The sequence below is a fragment of the Pseudomonas sp. S3_A09 genome (assembly GCF_054668065.1).
The window spans coordinates 2124268-2140178 of sequence record NZ_CP162752.1 but is presented as its reverse complement, the minus strand read 5'-3'; the positions used below and the strand labels follow the sequence as shown (position 1 = coordinate 2140178).

Sequence of the window (15911 nt, the reverse complement as noted above, 5' to 3'; positions counted from 1 at the left end):
GCTGCGCTGTAGCGGGGTTGGGTGCCTTTTTCAAGACCTCAGCGGCCGGGCGTGAGCCTGGCGGAAAGGCCGGAGTATAACAGAGCAATCACGGCGCGCTGCTTTCCTGCTGCTCAACGGTGTGTCCAGCGCCCGTAATCGCTTGGATTCCACCATATTTGGCGCTCAATGCGCTATATGCCGGTTCTTGTTTGAAGCGTTTGAGCTCGGCGGCAAAGCGTTGTACCAACAGATCCATGCCCGCGCCACGGCGCACCGCAAGGAACTGCTGCTGGCGGCTGACCACCGCCGGCGCCTGGCTGACCTTGCCTTCCAGGCCCAATGCCTTGATCACATGCTGGCCCACCCTGCGGTCCGTGATCACCAAGTCGATGCGCCCGAGCATCAATTTGCCGAAGTTGGCCTCATGGCTGGGAGCCGGTTCGTGGTTGAACAGCGCTGAATCGCTGAAGTCGGCGCCGTACAGGTAGCCCGGCGACGTGCCGACCGTAAGGCCGCGCAGGTCTTCGAGCCCTTGTACGGGGTGTGGGCGCTCATTGGCGTAGAACAGCACGAACTCCACATCCGACAGCGGTTCGCTGGGATACAGCAGCAAGGCGTCGCGCTCATGGCTGTGGAAAATGTCCAGTGCCCCGTCGGCCTGGCCCTGGTCGAGCATGGCCAGGCAGCGCTTCCAGGGCAGGAACTGCCATTGCACCTCGACGCCCAGGCGTTGGAACACGATCGCCGTGGTTTCGTAGTCCAGGCCGCGCATGGTGCCATTGTCGTCGTACACATAAGGCGCCCATGGCTCGGTGACAATGCGCAGTTTCTCGCCATAAGCGGCCAGGCTCAGGCAAGTAAAGAGGGTGGCGGTCAACAACTTGAGAATGACGGGCATGGCCTGAGGTTACGATGCTCCCGCCCTAAAGAGAAGCTCTGGCACGCGCATCCGCAGGCGGGGCTAGGTGGCGCTATTTGGCCGGCGACGTCATCAAATGCTCATAGATCGCCACGCGGCGCTTGCCGAGAATCAGGCGCACCACGGGGTTGGCGAACCAGTGTTCCAGCTGGTGGGCATCGATCGGGCGTTTCTGGCGTTCTTCCTGGTTCTGTCGGGCCTTGTCCCACCACACCGGGCCACACGCCTGGTCGAATTCATTCTCGTGCTCGTAGCAGCCATAGAGAATTTCGCGGATGAACTGCTGCTGGTGCTTGGGCAATACCAGGGTAATCAGTTTGTACAACAGGCGCTGCAGGCGGGGAGGGCGCGGCAGGTGTGAGGAGACCTGGCGAGTGTCGGCCAGTGCCAGTGCGCTGGTCGGGGCCGCCCCATGCTTGGCGATCCACGCCTTGACCTTGGCGCGAAACAGCTGCTTGCGGCTCCAGTAATGGTGGATCAGGTCCGGGCATTCGCGCACGTTGACGGTGCGATAGGCGGCGATCGACAGGCAGAATTCTTCCAGGGTGTAGGCGCCCTGGGCATGGGGGAACAGTTCGTCCATCAACTCGATGGAGCGATCGAGGATATGCGCGTCCTGTTGCGTCAGGCCCATGACCCCGGAGTTGAGGGTCATCATGTCATCGTCGGCCACGCCCATGTTCAGCAGGCGCTGGCGCAGGGCGGTGTAGAGAAGGCTTTCGTGGTTGTCGCCGTACTTGGTGTAGAAGGCGTTGCACAGCAGGGTGCCAGGCTGCACGCGCTCGAACAGGTCCATCGGTGAGTGATGGAAAAAAGTGTCGGTGTCGATCAGCATGGCCACCGGCGATTCTTCCAGCACTTGGCGCAACACCACATGCTTGGTGCGGAAGTGATAGCCGTGGGGCTCGCTCCAGCGTTTACGGGTGGCTTCGTCCAGCGGGCGTACGCGCACTGGCAAAAGGCGATAGGGCTCCGGGTTGTCGCTGAATACCTGGATGTCCACGGCGGCTTCCGGGGTGTCCTGCAGGAAGGCCAGCGCACTGGCGATGCTGAACACCGCTTCCTGGTGGTAGGTCTCGGAGCCGAAGACCAGGTAGACCAGTTGTGGGCGGGAAGTCGTGGGCACTGTATTCATGGACTGCTAGGTTCCGTGGCATGTAAAACGACGAAGGCCCTCGTAGAGACGAGGGCCTTGGCACAGCCGGACAAACTTCAGCGTGGCAGCTTGAGGTTGTTCCAGATGGCAAGGCTGGGTTCAGCCTGGTTCAGGGTATAGAAGTGCAACCCTGGCGCGCCACCTTGCAACAAATCTTCACACATAGTGCTGATGACCTGTTCGCCGAACGCCTGGATGCTCTTGACGTCGTCGCCATAGGCTTCCAGTTGTTTACGCACCCAGCGTGGGATCTCGGCACCGCAGGCGTCGGAGAAGCGCGCCAGCTTGCTGTAGTTGGTGATCGGCATGATGCCTGGCACGATCGGGATGTTCACACCCATGGCCCGTACACGCTCGACAAAATAGAAGTAGCTGTCGGCGTTGAAGAAGTACTGGGTGATCGCGCTGTCAGCGCCGGCGTTGGCCTTGCGCACGAAGTTTTGCAGATCGTCTTCGAAGTTGCGGGCCTGGGGGTGCATCTCCGGGTAGGCCGCCACTTCGATATGGAAGTGATCGCCGGTTTCTTCACGGATGAAGCTCACAAGGTCATTGGCGTAGCGCAGCTCACCGCTGGCCATGCCCATGCCGGAGGGCAGGTCACCGCGCAGGGCGACGATGCGCTTGATGCCGGCGGCCTTGTATTGGGTCAGCAGGCCGCGCAGGTCGTCCTTGCTGTCGCCCACGCACGACAAGTGCGGAGCGGCGGGAACTTTGACTTGGCTTTCCAGTTGCAACACGGTGTTGATCGTGCGGTCACGGGTCGAGCCGCCGGCGCCGTAGGTGCAGGAGAAGAAGTCGGGGTTATAGCTGGCCAACTGCGTGGCAGTCGCCATCAGTTTTTCATGCCCAGCATCGGTCTTGGTCGGGAAGAACTCGAAGCTGTAGCGACGGTCTTGGGACATGGTCGTATCCTTGGAAACTCAAAACTGGAAGGCTTACACCGTCAATGTGGGAGCGGGCTTGCTCGCGAATGCAGTGGGTCAGTCATGATTGCTCCGACTGACACTCCGTATTCGCGAGCAAGCCCGCTCTCACACAAGCCCGCTCCGATAGGGAGAGAGCCGGTTACTTAGTAGCGGTAAGCGTGCGGCTTGAACGGACCTTCAACCGTCACGCCGATGTAGTCGGCCTGGGTCTTGGTCAGTTGAGTCACCACGCCGCCGAAGCCGCGGACCATTTCCAGGGCCACTTCTTCGTCGAGTTTCTTCGGCAGTACTTCCACGGTCAGGCGCTCGGCTTTCTGCGCAGGCGACAGGTCGGCGTACTTCTGGCCGAACAGGAAGATCTGCGCCAGTACCTGGTTGGCGAACGAGCCGTCCATGATGCGGCTTGGGTGGCCGGTGGCGTTGCCCAGGTTAACCAGGCGGCCTTCGGCCAGCAGGATCAGGTAGTCGTCGTTCTGTGGGTCGAAATCACCAGCGCCGGTGCGGTGAACCTTGTGCACCTGTGGCTTCACTTCTTCCCATGCCCAGTTCTTGCGCATGAAAGCGGTGTCGATTTCGTTGTCGAAGTGACCGATGTTGCAGACAACGGCGCGCTTCTTCAGGGCTTTGAGCATGTTCGCGTCGCAAACATTCACGTTGCCGGTAGTGGTCACGATCAGGTCGATCTTGCCCAGCAGGGCCTTGTCGATGCTGGCTTCGGTGCCGTCGTTCTGGCCGTTGATGAACGGCGAAACCACTTCGAAACCGTCCATGCAGGCTTGCATGGCGCAGATCGGGTCAACTTCGGAGACCTTGACGATCATGCCTTCCTGACGCAGGGACTGGGACGAACCCTTGCCCACGTCACCGTAGCCGATCACCAGGGCTTGCTTGCCCGACAGCAGGTGGTCGGTGCCGCGCTTGATGGCGTCGTTGAGGCTGTGACGGCAGCCGTACTTGTTGTCGTTCTTGCTCTTGGTCACCGAGTCGTTGACGTTGATGGCCGGGATTTTCAGCTCGCCCTTGGCCAGCATGTCCAGCAGGCGGTGCACGCCAGTGGTGGTTTCTTCGGTCACACCGTGGACGCGGTCGAGGATCTGCGGGTACTTCTTGTGCAGCAGCTCGGTCAGGTCGCCGCCGTCGTCGAGGATCATGTTGGCGTCCCATGGCTTGCCATCTTTGAGGATGGTTTGCTCCAGGCACCACTCGTACTCTTCTTCGGTCTCGCCTTTCCAGGCGAACACGGCGATACCGGCAGCAGCGATAGCGGCAGCGGCCTGGTCTTGAGTCGAGAAAATGTTGCAGGACGACCAGCGTACTTCGGCACCCAGGGCAACCAGGGTTTCGATCAGCACGGCAGTCTGAATGGTCATGTGGATGCAACCGAGGATCTTGGCGCCTTTGAGCGGCTGCTCAGCGGCGTACTTGCGACGCAGACCCATCAGGGCAGGCATTTCGGATTCGGCGATGAATGTTTCGCGACGGCCCCAGGCGGCGAGGGACATGTCGGCGACTTTGTAGTCGTTGAAACCTGCAGGCGTGTTTACTGCGCTCATGAAGAGCCTCCATTCGTAGTGTGCGAATGGGCGCCGTTGTGCGTTTAGTATCAGGCCAGGTGGACCAGGCCGGACAACGCCCCATCCGAGCCTGACAGGTTGAACCTGCTGCAGCGCCCCTCGGACAGGTGGCGGGAGAACGGTATCAACCAGAGATGACCGTTTTGAAACGGCGCCGATTATAGCCTTGTGCGCCAGACTTCCCAAGCCTTTCCGTCGGCCATATGAAGATCGCTGATGGGGTTGATAGGTAATGGCACATAGAGCTTGGGCCCACGCTCTGCCATGATGTTGCCCATCATTCGGCAAGACGCTTTGGAGTGACCATGAACTTCCACACCCGCAAATGGGTAAAACCTGAAGACCTCAACCCCAACGGCACCCTGTTCGGCGGCAGTCTGCTGCGCTGGATCGACGAAGAAGCGGCGATCTACGCCATTGTGCAACTGGGCAACCAGCGCGTGGTGACCAAGTACATCTCCGAAATCAACTTTGTCAGCGCCTCGCGCCAGGGCGACATCATCGAGCTGGGCATCACCGCCACTGAGTTCGGTCGCACCTCTATCACGTTGACCTGCGAAGTGCGCAATAAGATCACCCGTAAAAGCATCCTCACAGTAGAGAAAATGGTGTTCGTCAACCTGGGTGAAGACGGTTTGCCGGCACCCCACGGTCGCACCGAGATCCGGTACGTGAAGGATCAGTTCAAGGACGATAGCCTTCCCGAGTAACCCCGCAGTGGGGTGATTTGCTTTACCAAATCATTCCGTACGGATCTTTCGCAGGCGCTCTCATCACTCAGGGCCACATCCCGTAGAGAGAGCCCGTGCATGAAAGTGTTTAATGCGATCGCGACAATCCAACCCTCATTGAACGAAGAGGCCTTCTCCCCGACCCATCAAGCGGTGGAGACGCCTCTGGTGGAGGGGGTTGGTGCGCGCAATATGACGCTTCTGCGTGATCACCAGGGACGGGTAGACGTATTTTTGTCGGCGCCACCCGTTACCAGCCTTGTACTCAGTGGGGGTGGCGCCAAGGGCATTGCTTTCTCGGGGGTGGTGCGGGCACTTGAGGATGCTCAGAAGCTGCAAGGTATCCAATCGATCTCCGGTTCATCTGCCGGTGCGATTTCAGCGGCACTGATTGCCAGTGGTATGGGGGCGCAAGCGTTCGACAGGTTGTCGGACAGCATCGATTTGCCCAGCCTGCTGAACAGCAAGGACGTCGTGACGGCCTGGATGCAGGATGCCAGTTCGACACTGGGCAAACTGGTCGGCCGCTTGCCCGGCGCTGCCGGCAATATTTCTCAGTTGCTGATGACCTTGCTGCCGCGCCTGCAGACCGAGGCATTACCCCTTGAAGAAGTGATCCGCAACGAGTCGCGCCAGTCGATTCTGGAGCATATCGCGCAAACCCCTCGGGAAACCCGGCCGGGCGAAGTCATGCGCATTGCTGACAAATTGAGTGCCGGTGCCGCCCCTACGTTTGGCGATCTTGACGTGTTGAGCCGGCATATTCCTGCGATCAAGCAGCTCAACATTACCGGCACCGGCATGTTTGCTGGCCGTCCGCAGTTGGTGGTGTTCAATGCCAGCCTGACCCCGCAGATGGATATCGCCCGGGCGGCGCATATTTCCGGCTCGTTGCCGCTGGTGTTCAAAAGCCCGGAGGAGCGGGGGCATGGTTTCCAAACCTCAACTGAAACCACCGCGTTCAAGGACGGCGGCATGCTGCTCAATACACCGGCGCCAGGTGTGGTGGATCGGGCATTTCCCGAGAGTCCCCTGACCAAGTCTGAGTCCTTGATCGTCAAGTTCGAGTCCGACGCGGCTGATGCGCGAACGCGCAGTGGCAGTTTTTTCAGCAGCTTGGCAGACCGCATCACCGGTGTTCCGCATTCGGCTGCGGGAGCCTTTCAGGACAAAAAGCTTGAGGCGTTCGCCGAGCAGATCGTGACATTGCCCCTGAAGACGGAAAAAGGTGATTTTCGAGGCCTGCTCACGGGCACGGTCAACTTCACGATGCAGGATGAGCATAAGCAACATCTGCAGGCGAAGGCGCGCCAGGCGGTAGACGCGCATCTGGAGCGTCGCAGCACCGCGCTTGAGCGCCACTCGTTCCAATCGCTGGATGACGCCGTGTTGGCCATGGACGATGCAATGCTCGCCAGTGTGCAACCAGCGCTGCAAAAAGATCCCGCCGCCGCGGATGTGCTGACGTTTCGCAAGAACGCCCAACAGGCGTTGCACGCCCTGGATGGCGCGATTATCGAAGCCAACCAGGCGAAGGGCGCGCTGGTGTTCACGCCGAAAATCTTATCGGCCCTGCGTAACCTCGACGCCCTGGCCCGGCGTCCCGAGCAAATCGATTGGTTGGGGCGGCGTCTCAATGTCGCCAGTCAGCGCAATTTCCAGCAGTTGTTGCAAGTGGCAGCCAAGCAGATCGCGTCGGGCGCCTTGCCGATGTCCAAGGTCATTGGCAGCGCTGTCGCTGAGATGAGCGTGCGTGATATTGCGATGAAAGCTGAAAGCTTCACGCGGGAAGTGATCTACCCTTCGCTGTTTCGGCCGGGCCAGCCCGACGCCAATGTAGAGCTGTTACACCGTGCGGCCCAGGATTTGGCGTGGTCTTCCACGCCCACTGAATTCAACCGAGTGCTCGATACCATCAGCGACCGCTACAAGGCGCGCAACAAACCCTGGGACCGGATGTCCAGTGCCACCACCGTGGAGCAGGCCAAGGCCTGGCGTGTGCAGGTTTAGTTGCCTGGCCACTGAACAGCCATTGCGGCGGCGTGTCGTAGCTACAGGCACCCCTTGGACTCTGGATGATCATGACCACCGACGAAGCAGGCAAAACCCCCAACCTGTCGCAGGAAGAGCAGCACGACGTGGACAAAAACCAGCCGCCCCGTGCGGCGGTGTTGCATGAAATCATCCGCACCCAGGGCGACCAGGAGCTGGAGCGCAGTGTCGCCGCGTTGTGGTGGTCGGCATTGGCTGCCGGGCTGACCATGGGGTTGTCGCTGATGGCGATGGGCTTGCTCAATTCCCGTTTGCCGGAGGGCGAAGCTTTCAAGGTGATCGCCAGCTTCGGTTACTGCGCAGGCTTCCTGGCGGTGATCCTCGCGCGCCAGCAATTGTTCACTGAAAATACCCTGACCGCCGTGTTGCCGGTGATGAGCAAACCCACGCTGGGCAACGCGGGGCGACTGTTGCGGCTATGGACGGTGGTGCTGGTCGGCAACCTGTGCGGCACCCTGCTGGTAGCCTATGTGATGTTGCACCTGCCGATCTTCGATACCAAGACCGACCTGGCCTTCCTCGAAATCGGTCGCAAGATCATGGAGAACGATACTGGCCAGATGTTCGCCAAAGGCATCATCTCCGGCTGGATGATCGCGACCATGGTGTGGATGATCCCGTCGATGGAAAGCGCCAAGATGTTTATCATCATCTTGATCACTTACCTGATGGCCCTGGGGGATTTCACGCATATCGTGGTGGGTTCGGCGGAGGTGTCGTACCTGGTGTTTGCCGGCGAGCTGGCATGGAAGGACTTCTGGCTGGTGTTCGCCGGCCCGACCTTGGCAGGCAATATCATTGGCGGCAGCTTTATCTTTGCGTTGATCAGTCATGCGCAAATTCGCAGTGAAGGCAGCCTGCCGGACAAGAAAGCTGCGGACCCGAGGCATCCGCAGCAGATCAGCAAGGATCAGTGAGTGTCCGGCGCGGCCTGGGGCTCGTCCCGGGTCACGCGCTTGACCAGTTTGCCGATGCTCAACCCCTGCAACAGGATCGACGAGAGCACCACGATGTAGGTGATGCTCAGCAGCAGGTCACGCTCCGGGCCCAGCGGCAGTGCCAGGGCCAACGCTACCGACACACCACCGCGCAAGCCGCCCCAAGTGAGGATGCGGATGGTGCCGCGTGGCACCGTGCGCCAGCGCCGTAGCAGCAGGATCGCCGGGGCCACCGTCAACAGGCGCGACAGCAGGATCGCCACGGCCAGCAAGCTGGCGGCGAGCACGTGCAGCCAATTGAACGGCAACAACAGCAGTTCCATGCCGATCAGGGCGAACAGTAGGGCGTTGAGCATGTCATCGAGCAACTCCCAGAAACCGTCGAGGTAGCGACGGGTCATGTCGTTCATCGCCAGCTTGCGGCCGAGGTTGCCGATGATCAGGCCGGCTACCACCATCGCAATCGGTGCCGAGACGTGCAGTTCGGTGGCCATCGCCGAGCCGCCGATCACCAGGGCGAGGGTCAGCATCACTTCGATCTGGTGCTGCTCGATGCTCTTGATCATCAGGTAGACCAGGTAGCCGATCAGGCCGCCGAACGCCACGCCGCCGATGGCTTCATGGGCGAATAGCATGGCGGTGGCGCCGACCGTGGGGGTTTCGCCCAGTTGTGCGATGCCCAGCAGTACGGTGAAGACCACGACTGCGGTACCGTCGTTGAAAAGTGATTCACCCACGATGGTGGTTTTCAGTGGTTTCGAAGCATTGGCCGTACGCAATACACCCAGCACGGCAATCGGATCGGTAGGTGAAATCAGCGCGCCGAACAGCAGGCAGTAAAGGAAGCTCACGTGCCAGCCGAACAGGGCAAAGATGTAGTACGCCAGGCTACCGATCACCACCGTCGCGATCAGTACGCCAAAGGTTGCCAGCAGGCCGATGGGCCAGCGATAGCTGCGCAGGTCGTTAAGGTTTACGTGCAAGGCGCCGGCGAACAGCAGGAACGACAGCATCCAGTTCATCAGCAGGTCGCCGAAGTCGATCTGGCCGATCAACTGCTGGATGCGCTCTTCCAGGCCAGGGTAGCCGAGAACGCTCAACCCTTGCAGGATCAGCGAAAACACCAAAGCTGTGACCATCACACCGATAGTGGGCGGCAGGCCGATAAAGCGGAAGTTCACATAGGTGAGCAGGGTGGTGAGGCAGATAAAGGCGGCGACAAGTTCAAGCATCCGGGGTCCTTGGAGTTGGGTGGCAGTGCGTTATTGGGTGGATGGACCGCACCTGTGGCGCGATGTTGCAAGGCATTGGCTAAAACGCCATAGAACCTTTGGGCGAGCCAGGGCTCATAGCGGTGAGTGCGGTTTGGTATTTTTAGTGCTAAAACTCTAATCGCTGTTTAAAACTACAAAAGGAATGTGTGATGACGGTGGCTTTCTGGTGTGTGTTGATCGCAATTTTTCTACCTTACCTGTGCACGGGTGTGGCCAAGTTCAGCGGTGGCAAGTTCGGTCCACGGCAGAACCACGACCCCCGCGCGTTCCTGGACACCCTTGAAGGGTTTGCCAAGCGTGCCCACAGTGCCCAGCTCAACAGTTTTGAAGTCACACCGGCCTTCGCGGCCGCAGTGATCATTGCGCACCTGGCCGGTACGGCCGAATTGGTGACCATCAATGTGCTGGCCGTACTGTTTATCACCAGCCGCCTGCTGTACATCATCTGCTACCTGGCGGACTGGGCGATGCTGCGGTCGCTGGTGTGGTTCGTGGGGATGGCGTTGATTGCGAGTTTCTTCTTCGTATCGATCTAAAGGTCGAGCGGAGCCCCTATGGGCGCGGGCTATTGTGGCGAGCGGGGCAAGCCCGCTCACCACAATAAACCGAGTTTGGCAGAGCGCTTTCAGCTCCCGACAGGTGCATCCGGCACGTGCGGCAATGCTGCGCCCTTGGGCCACAACATCCAGATCTGCCCCTGCTGCTTCATGTTCCCCGCCAGTTCGCCGGCCGTATCACCGGTACCCCAGAACAAATCCGCACGCACTTCACCCGTGATCGCACCACCGGTGTCCTGTGCGGCGACGGGCCGTATGATCGGTGAACCGTCCGGCTTGGTAGTCGACAGCCACAGCAGGCTGCCCAAAGGAATTACCTTGCGATCCACCGCCACGCTGTAGCCGGCGGTCAGCGGCACGTTCAAGGAGCCGCGCGGGCCTTCGTTGCTGTCGGGACGCGCGCTGAAGAACACATAGCTGGGATTGCTCGCCAGCAGTTCCGGGATACGCTGCGGGTGCGACTTGGCCCAGGCGCTGATGGTACCCATGGTGACGTCTTCTTTCTTCAATTCGCCTTGTTCCACCAGCCAACGGCCGATCGGGCGATAGGGGTAGCCGTTCTGGTCGCCATAACCGATGCGCAGTTGGCGCCCTCCGGCCAGTTGGATGCGGCCAGAGCCCTGGATTTGCAGGAATTGCAGGTCCATCGGGTCAGTCAGCCAGGCGATTGGTTTGGCTGTGGAGCCCTGGCCGTTGATGACGCTGGCATCGTCGTAAGGCTTGAGCACGCGACCTTCCAGGCGACCGCGCAGGCGCTTGCCCTTGAGTTCGGGGTAGATACTTTCCAGGTTGACGATAATCAGGTCGTCCGGCACGCCGTATACCGGCACGTTGGCTTTGGCGGTCTTGGTCAGGCTCCCGGGGTAGACCGGTTCGTAGTAGCCGGTGATCAAGCCGTTCGGGGTGTTGTCAGCCGAGCGTAGGCCGAACACATCCAGGCGTTCCTTGAGAAACCCGCGCACCGCCACGGCATTGCTCGGCACTGTCGCGGCTGCCGCACAGGTCGCGCCCCACACCGGGTCGGCCTTGAGGCGCTGGCAGGCGCTGCGCCAGGACTCAAAACCCGCCAGCAGGTCGCTGTCGGACACTGCCGGCAAGGCTTCCCATGGCGCACTCACATAGGTGGCGACAGCGTGGGGTTTCGACGTTTCGTCTTTGGCTGTTTCTTTGCCCGCGTCGCAGCCAGCCAGCAGCGCGATCATCGGCAGGGCCCACGCCAGGCGGCGGCCCCAGGGTTTCAACGTGACATTCATACAAACAATTCCTGAAGCGATTGCCCGCGCCACAGCGCTGTTTGGCAACCCTTATTATTAATAGGGCTATTGGTCTTTACGGGCGGGGCGAGGATACTGGCCGCCGTTTCCCGTGACCTCGAAGCCACCATGACTTTTAAAAAACTGACCGTTGTATTGCTGGCCTGCCTGACACTGTCCGCCTGTGGCGGCGTGGATCCGAATTCGCCGCTGGGCCAGCGCAAGGCGATCTTCAAGCAGATGCTCAAAACCGGCGAAGACCTGGGCGGCATGTTGCGCGGGCGGATCCCATTCGACGGCGCTAAATTTGCCGAAGGCGCAGTCAGGCTGGACGCGTTGTCCCATGAGCCTTGGAAGCATTTTCCGAGCGTGCGCGAAGAAGATCACACCAGTGCCAAGGATGATGTCTGGCAAAAGCAGGCGCAGTTCCAGCAACTGGCCCGCGACCTTGAAGCGGCCACCGGTGAATTGGTGATCGCCAGCCAGGTTCAGCCATACAAAGCGAGCAACCTGGGGCCGGCAGTGCAGAAAGTCGAAGATGCCTGCAGCGCATGCCATAAGCAGTTCCGAGACCACTGACCGGTTTTACTGGTCGAGCTCTTCCACCGCGTCCTGCAGTTCTTTGCGGGACTCGGCGAGTTTGTCCTTACGTTTGTTGATCTTGTCCGCGTCACCTTTTTTCATGGCCTTGTCGAGGTCGGCCTGACGGCGGCTGACTTCATGCTTGGCATCAAGCACCTTGTTTTCCCGTTCCTTCTTCAAGGACGCCTCGGTGCAGTTGGCGGTGACTTCGCTCAAGGCTTTTTCCAGACCGGCTTGCTGGGCGCTGTTGCCGTGCGCCTTGGCCTGTTCGATCTGGGTGCTGATGGCTTGGCGCTTGGCGGCGCAACCGGTGAGCTGCGGGGCTTCTTCGGCGGCCAGCAGGGGGGTGGCCATGAAGCTTGCGACGGTCAACAGGGCAAAGGGGGCTAGAAATTTCATGTGGGACTCCAAGGTCGCAATCTGATGGTCGGCTCGGGTTCAAAACCCATCGATGCCGGCCACGCGTAATGTGTCTGCCAAGGCCTGTACTTGCGGGTCGCGGAAAAAGGCGCTCAGTTGCGCCGCGCGGCCCGGGCCGATGCCATCGATGGCCAGCCAGGCCTGGGTGTCTCTGGCGACCAGCGTCTGCCAGTCGCCTTCCAGGTTGTTGCGTGCCGCGGGTGGTACGCCCAAGGCTTTGAGCCATTGTGCAAAGGACCGCTGTCGTGCGCTGTTGAGGCTTTCGAGCACTCGCGTACGGCTGCTATCACCGAAGCCCTCAATGTTAGCAAGCTCTGCCACATCCAGGGTTAACCAATCGAGAAAGCTTGCGATTAGACCGGCCTGGATCAATACGTTCCAAGTCTCGCGACCTATGTGCGGTAACGCCAGGCCCTGATTGCCGCTCAACCAGGTGAGGCGCGCCAGCAGTTGCTCTTCGCAGCCTGGGTCCAGTTGCCAGCAACTCAAGGCATGAAAGTCCCGAGGGTCAGGTGCCGCCAAGTCGGCCCTATGAGCATTTCGCAGGATGACCTCGTCCAGTCGGGGGATCACCTGGCCCGCAAGGCTGATGGAGACCTGGTCGCCAGGGCGGATATCCAGCGTTTGCCAACGCTTCAATGACCCGGCGCTCACACGACTGATCTGGCGGTCATCCAACTGCACCGGTTCCAGCTCAAGCATGGGTGTGATGCGTCCGGTGCGACCGATCTTGAATCGTACGTTGCGCACCAGCGCCAGGGCCTTGGCCGCCGGATACTTCCAGGCGACCGCCCAATAAGGTTCGCTGGCCTTCCATCGTCTGGCGGGCGGACGCTGTGCCTGGTGCAACACCACCCCATCGCTGGCGAATGGCAGTGGATGGTTGTACCAATAGGCGCGCCAGTGCGTGGCTTCGGCGATATCCCGAATGGGCTGACTGTAGCGTCGGCTGTCGGTAAAACCCCAGCGTGCCAATGCGGCCAAACGCTCGGTAAACGACCCCGGACCCTCGGGCCATGCCCATACGAACAGACCGATGCCGGCGGCGTCGGCGTCGCTCAATTCGAGGCGGTTCATCAGCCCGGCCACCTTGCTGCGGGCATTGAGCCCTCCGTTTGCCGATTGCACGTGGTCGTCGAGGTGCCAATAGAGTTCGCCTTGCAGCACCAGGTCGATGGGCTCCGGCAACTGCTGGACAATGCCGGGGATCCTGCGCGCGGACGCCGACCAGTCGTGGCCCATCAGGCCATCGCCCCGGCTGATGACTTGGCGCAGGCGACCTTGTCGATACACCAGGGTCACCGCCACACCGTCCACCTTGGGTTGAATCCAGACATCCTGGCGTGTGCTCAGCCAGGCGCCGACTGCCTGTTCATCCAGCAGTTTCTCAAGGCCCGTATGGGCAATGGGGTGGCGTAGGGTGCCGCGTGAGCTCGCCAGGGGGTTGTCGGGTTTCGGGGGGGACTCAGGGAAGCACCGGCGCCAGTGGGTCAGACGTTGGCGCGCCTGGTCATAGAGTTCGTCGCTGACGGGGGATTGGTTGAGGCGGTGGTAGCTGTCGTCCCAGAGGCGTATCTGTTCGGTCAGTGTGTTGACCTGTGCCCGGGCTGTGTCGGGACACTCTTCGGCCCACCCCCTGAAGGGTAAAATGCTGAGTAAAAGCGCTAGCAGTAAAGGCATCATGAGCATCCTTGCTCGGAAAGGGTGCCCAGCCTAAATGATCCGATCGGCCACAAAAAAGCCCCGACGCTGCGGGGCTTTTTACTGGGTATTTCTATTTACTTGAACAGACCGCCCAGGGCCTTCACGGCGTCTGGTTTATCGGCCTTCGCCTCTTGAGTTTGCTGCTTCGCGTCGGCTTTTGCCTGGGCTTCAGAAAGTTTGTTGCAACCTTTGTTGATCTGGTCTTGCGCGGCTTTGAAGGCCTTCACCTTCAAGGTGTCCTTCTGGGCTTCAGCTGCATCGATCTTGGCTTGCAGATCGGCTGCTTGTTTCTGGCAATCGCCAGCGTTGCCGCCACCCAGTTGGGCGCTCAGGGCACCACTCAATGCGCTCAGGTCGGCGGCGTTTACCGGCAGGGCGAACAGGCTGAAGAGAAGGGCGGCAGGGGCGAGCGTGGAGATGCGCATGAAAAACCTCAATGTTCGATTGCCTGCGCGTTTGTCTGTCTCGGGCTGGCGCAGGGCAATATCCAAATAAGGTAAAGGGCCCGAGAGGGCGCGGATTCTAGAGGGCCATCATTAGGCCTGCAAGGTTTGGATCCAAAAAACGTGAAGATCATCGCGCAATAAAAAGCCCCGCCGGAATAACCCGGCGGGGCTTTTGTGCATCGAGAGCGATTACAGGCCGGCGGCAATCCGCAGGTCGTTGGCGCGGTCGGTTTTTTCCCAGGTGAAGGTGGTGAAGGTGTCGTCGCCGACGGTCTTCTGCGCTGGGGTACGACCGAAGTGGCCGTAGGCTGCGGTTTCCTGGTACATCGGGTGCAGCAGGTCGAGCATGGTGGTGATCGCGTAAGGGCGCAGGTCGAAGATCTCACGCACCAGCTTGACGATCTTGTCATCGCTGATCTTGCCGGTGCCGAAGGTATTCAGCGAGATCGACGTAGGCTGGGCTACACCGATTGCGTAGGAAACCTGGATCTCACAACGCTCGGCCAGACCGGCCGCGACGATGTTCTTGGCCACGTAGCGACCGGCGTAGGCCGCCGAACGGTCAACCTTGGACGGGTCTTTACCCGAAAACGCACCACCGCCGTGGCGGGCCATGCCACCGTAGCTGTCGACGATGATCTTGCGACCGGTCAGGCCGCAGTCGCCTACTGGGCCACCGATGATGAACTGGCCGGTCGGGTTGATGTGGAACTGGGTGTCCTTGCTCAGCAGTTCGGCCGGCAGCACGTGCTTGACGATAAGCTCCATGACGCCTTCGCGCAGGTCGGCGTAGGACACGTCCGGGTTGTGCTGGGTCGACAGCACGACCGCGTCGATACCCACCACCTTGCCGCCTTCGTAACGGCAGGTCACCTGGGACTTGGCGTCCGGACGCAGCCACGGCAGCAGGCCGGATTTACGGGCTTCGGCCTGGCGCTGTACCAATTGGTGCGAGAAAGTGATCGGCGCAGGCATCAGCACGTCGGTTTCGTTGCTGGCGTAGCCGAACATCAGGCCTTGGTCGCCGGCGCCTTGATCTTCAGGCTTGGCACGGTCGACACCCTGGTTGATGTCTGGCGATTGCTTGCCGATGATGTTCATCACGCCGCAGGTCGCGCCGTCGAAGCCGACGTCGGAGCTGTTGTAGCCAATGTCGGTGATCACGTCACGCACCAGCTGTTCCAGGTCAACCCAGGCGGAAGTGGTCACTTCGCCGGCGATGATCGCTACGCCGGTTTTCACCAGGGTCTCGCACGCCACACGGGCGAACTTGTCTTCAGCAATGATGGCGTCCAGCACCGCGTCAGAAATCTGGTCGGCGATTTTGTCCGGATGCCCTTCAGACACGGACTCGGAGGTGAAAAGGGAGTATTCGCTCATCTCGATGTTTTCCTGAT

Annotated in this window: 15 protein-coding genes and 1 riboswitch; of the genes, 5 read left to right on the top strand and 10 right to left on the bottom strand. The window is 60.4% G+C overall.

Translation table 11 applies throughout. From position 1 onward, the window contains the following. Positions 1–88: 88 nt before the first annotated feature. The 4 genes from AB4N92_RS10155 to ahcY all read right to left on the bottom strand — a co-directional run bounded on the left by AB4N92_RS10155 (position 89) and on the right by ahcY (position 4536). On the bottom strand, positions 89–880 hold the full coding sequence (locus AB4N92_RS10155) for a substrate-binding periplasmic protein (RefSeq protein ID WP_010207179.1): 792 nt from the start codon (positions 878–880) through the stop codon (positions 89–91). Positions 881–953: 73 nt separating this feature from the next. Then, positions 954–2036 carry a hypothetical protein gene (locus AB4N92_RS10150; protein ID WP_042571431.1) on the bottom strand — a complete coding sequence of 361 codons (1083 nt, stop codon included), beginning with the start codon at positions 2034–2036 and terminating at the stop codon, positions 954–956. Between the two features lie 77 nt (positions 2037–2113). After that, positions 2114–2959: a methylenetetrahydrofolate reductase [NAD(P)H] gene (gene metF / locus AB4N92_RS10145; protein WP_010207177.1), complete on the bottom strand. Its 846-nt coding sequence runs from the start codon at positions 2957–2959 to the stop codon at positions 2114–2116. Positions 2960–3126: 167 nt separating this feature from the next. Further along, positions 3127–4536: an adenosylhomocysteinase gene (gene ahcY / locus AB4N92_RS10140; RefSeq protein WP_021492689.1), complete on the bottom strand. Its 1410-nt coding sequence runs from the start codon at positions 4534–4536 to the stop codon at positions 3127–3129. Between the two features lie 21 nt (positions 4537–4557). Further along, a riboswitch (S-adenosyl-L-homocysteine riboswitch) is annotated at positions 4558–4664 on the bottom strand. Positions 4665–4862: 198 nt separating this feature from the next. On the opposite strand from ahcY, the gene AB4N92_RS10135 reads away from it, so the two are divergent. The 3 genes from AB4N92_RS10135 (at position 4863) to AB4N92_RS10125 (ending at position 8257) form a co-directional block, all read left to right on the top strand. Further along, positions 4863–5267, top strand: a complete 405-nt coding sequence (locus tag AB4N92_RS10135; RefSeq protein WP_010207175.1) for an acyl-CoA thioesterase — start codon at positions 4863–4865, stop codon at positions 5265–5267. Positions 5268–5366: 99 nt separating this feature from the next. Further along, the gene (locus AB4N92_RS10130) at positions 5367–7298 is read left to right on the top strand and encodes a patatin-like phospholipase family protein (protein ID WP_236266810.1); all 1932 of its coding nucleotides are present in this window, start codon (positions 5367–5369) and stop codon (positions 7296–7298) included. Positions 7299–7369: 71 nt separating this feature from the next. Continuing rightward, positions 7370–8257, top strand: coding sequence for a formate/nitrite transporter family protein (locus AB4N92_RS10125; RefSeq protein ID WP_031291098.1), 888 nt, complete (start codon positions 7370–7372; stop codon positions 8255–8257). Here the strand turns inward: AB4N92_RS10125 and AB4N92_RS10120 are convergent. Continuing rightward, complete coding sequence (locus AB4N92_RS10120; RefSeq protein ID WP_010207169.1) at positions 8251–9510, bottom strand: cation:proton antiporter; 1260 nt, start codon at positions 9508–9510, stop codon at positions 8251–8253. The genes AB4N92_RS10125 and AB4N92_RS10120 overlap by 7 nt on opposite strands. 191 nt (positions 9511–9701) lie before the next feature. Between AB4N92_RS10120 and AB4N92_RS10115 the strand changes: the two genes are divergently transcribed. Next, entirely contained in the window at positions 9702–10088 is a 387-nt protein-coding gene (locus AB4N92_RS10115) for an MAPEG family protein (protein WP_010207167.1), read from the top strand. Positions 10089–10177: 89 nt separating this feature from the next. Here AB4N92_RS10115 and mltA read toward each other — a convergent pair whose 3' ends face one another. After that, on the bottom strand, positions 10178–11362 hold the full coding sequence (gene mltA / locus AB4N92_RS10110) for a murein transglycosylase A (RefSeq protein WP_044288005.1): 1185 nt from the start codon (positions 11360–11362) through the stop codon (positions 10178–10180). A gap of 129 nt (positions 11363–11491) precedes the next feature. On the opposite strand from mltA, the gene AB4N92_RS10105 reads away from it, so the two are divergent. After that, a complete protein-coding gene (locus AB4N92_RS10105; protein WP_042571433.1) occupies positions 11492–11941 on the top strand; it encodes a c-type cytochrome in 450 nt (149 codons plus the stop codon). Between the two features lie 6 nt (positions 11942–11947). Here AB4N92_RS10105 and AB4N92_RS10100 read toward each other — a convergent pair whose 3' ends face one another. From AB4N92_RS10100 to metK, 4 genes are all read right to left on the bottom strand, one after another. Continuing rightward, positions 11948–12343: a DUF1090 domain-containing protein gene (locus AB4N92_RS10100; RefSeq protein ID WP_010207163.1), complete on the bottom strand. Its 396-nt coding sequence runs from the start codon at positions 12341–12343 to the stop codon at positions 11948–11950. A gap of 39 nt (positions 12344–12382) precedes the next feature. Further along, positions 12383–14047 (bottom strand): NAD-dependent DNA ligase LigB, encoded by a 1665-nt coding sequence (gene ligB / locus AB4N92_RS10095; protein WP_031291100.1) that lies wholly within the window; start codon positions 14045–14047, stop codon positions 12383–12385. Between the two features lie 95 nt (positions 14048–14142). After that, on the bottom strand, positions 14143–14493 hold the full coding sequence (locus AB4N92_RS10090; protein WP_047542543.1) for a hypothetical protein: 351 nt from the start codon (positions 14491–14493) through the stop codon (positions 14143–14145). A gap of 210 nt (positions 14494–14703) precedes the next feature. Further along, a complete protein-coding gene (metK, locus tag AB4N92_RS10085; protein WP_010207159.1) occupies positions 14704–15894 on the bottom strand; it encodes a methionine adenosyltransferase in 1191 nt (396 codons plus the stop codon). Positions 15895–15911: the final 17 nt, after the last annotated feature.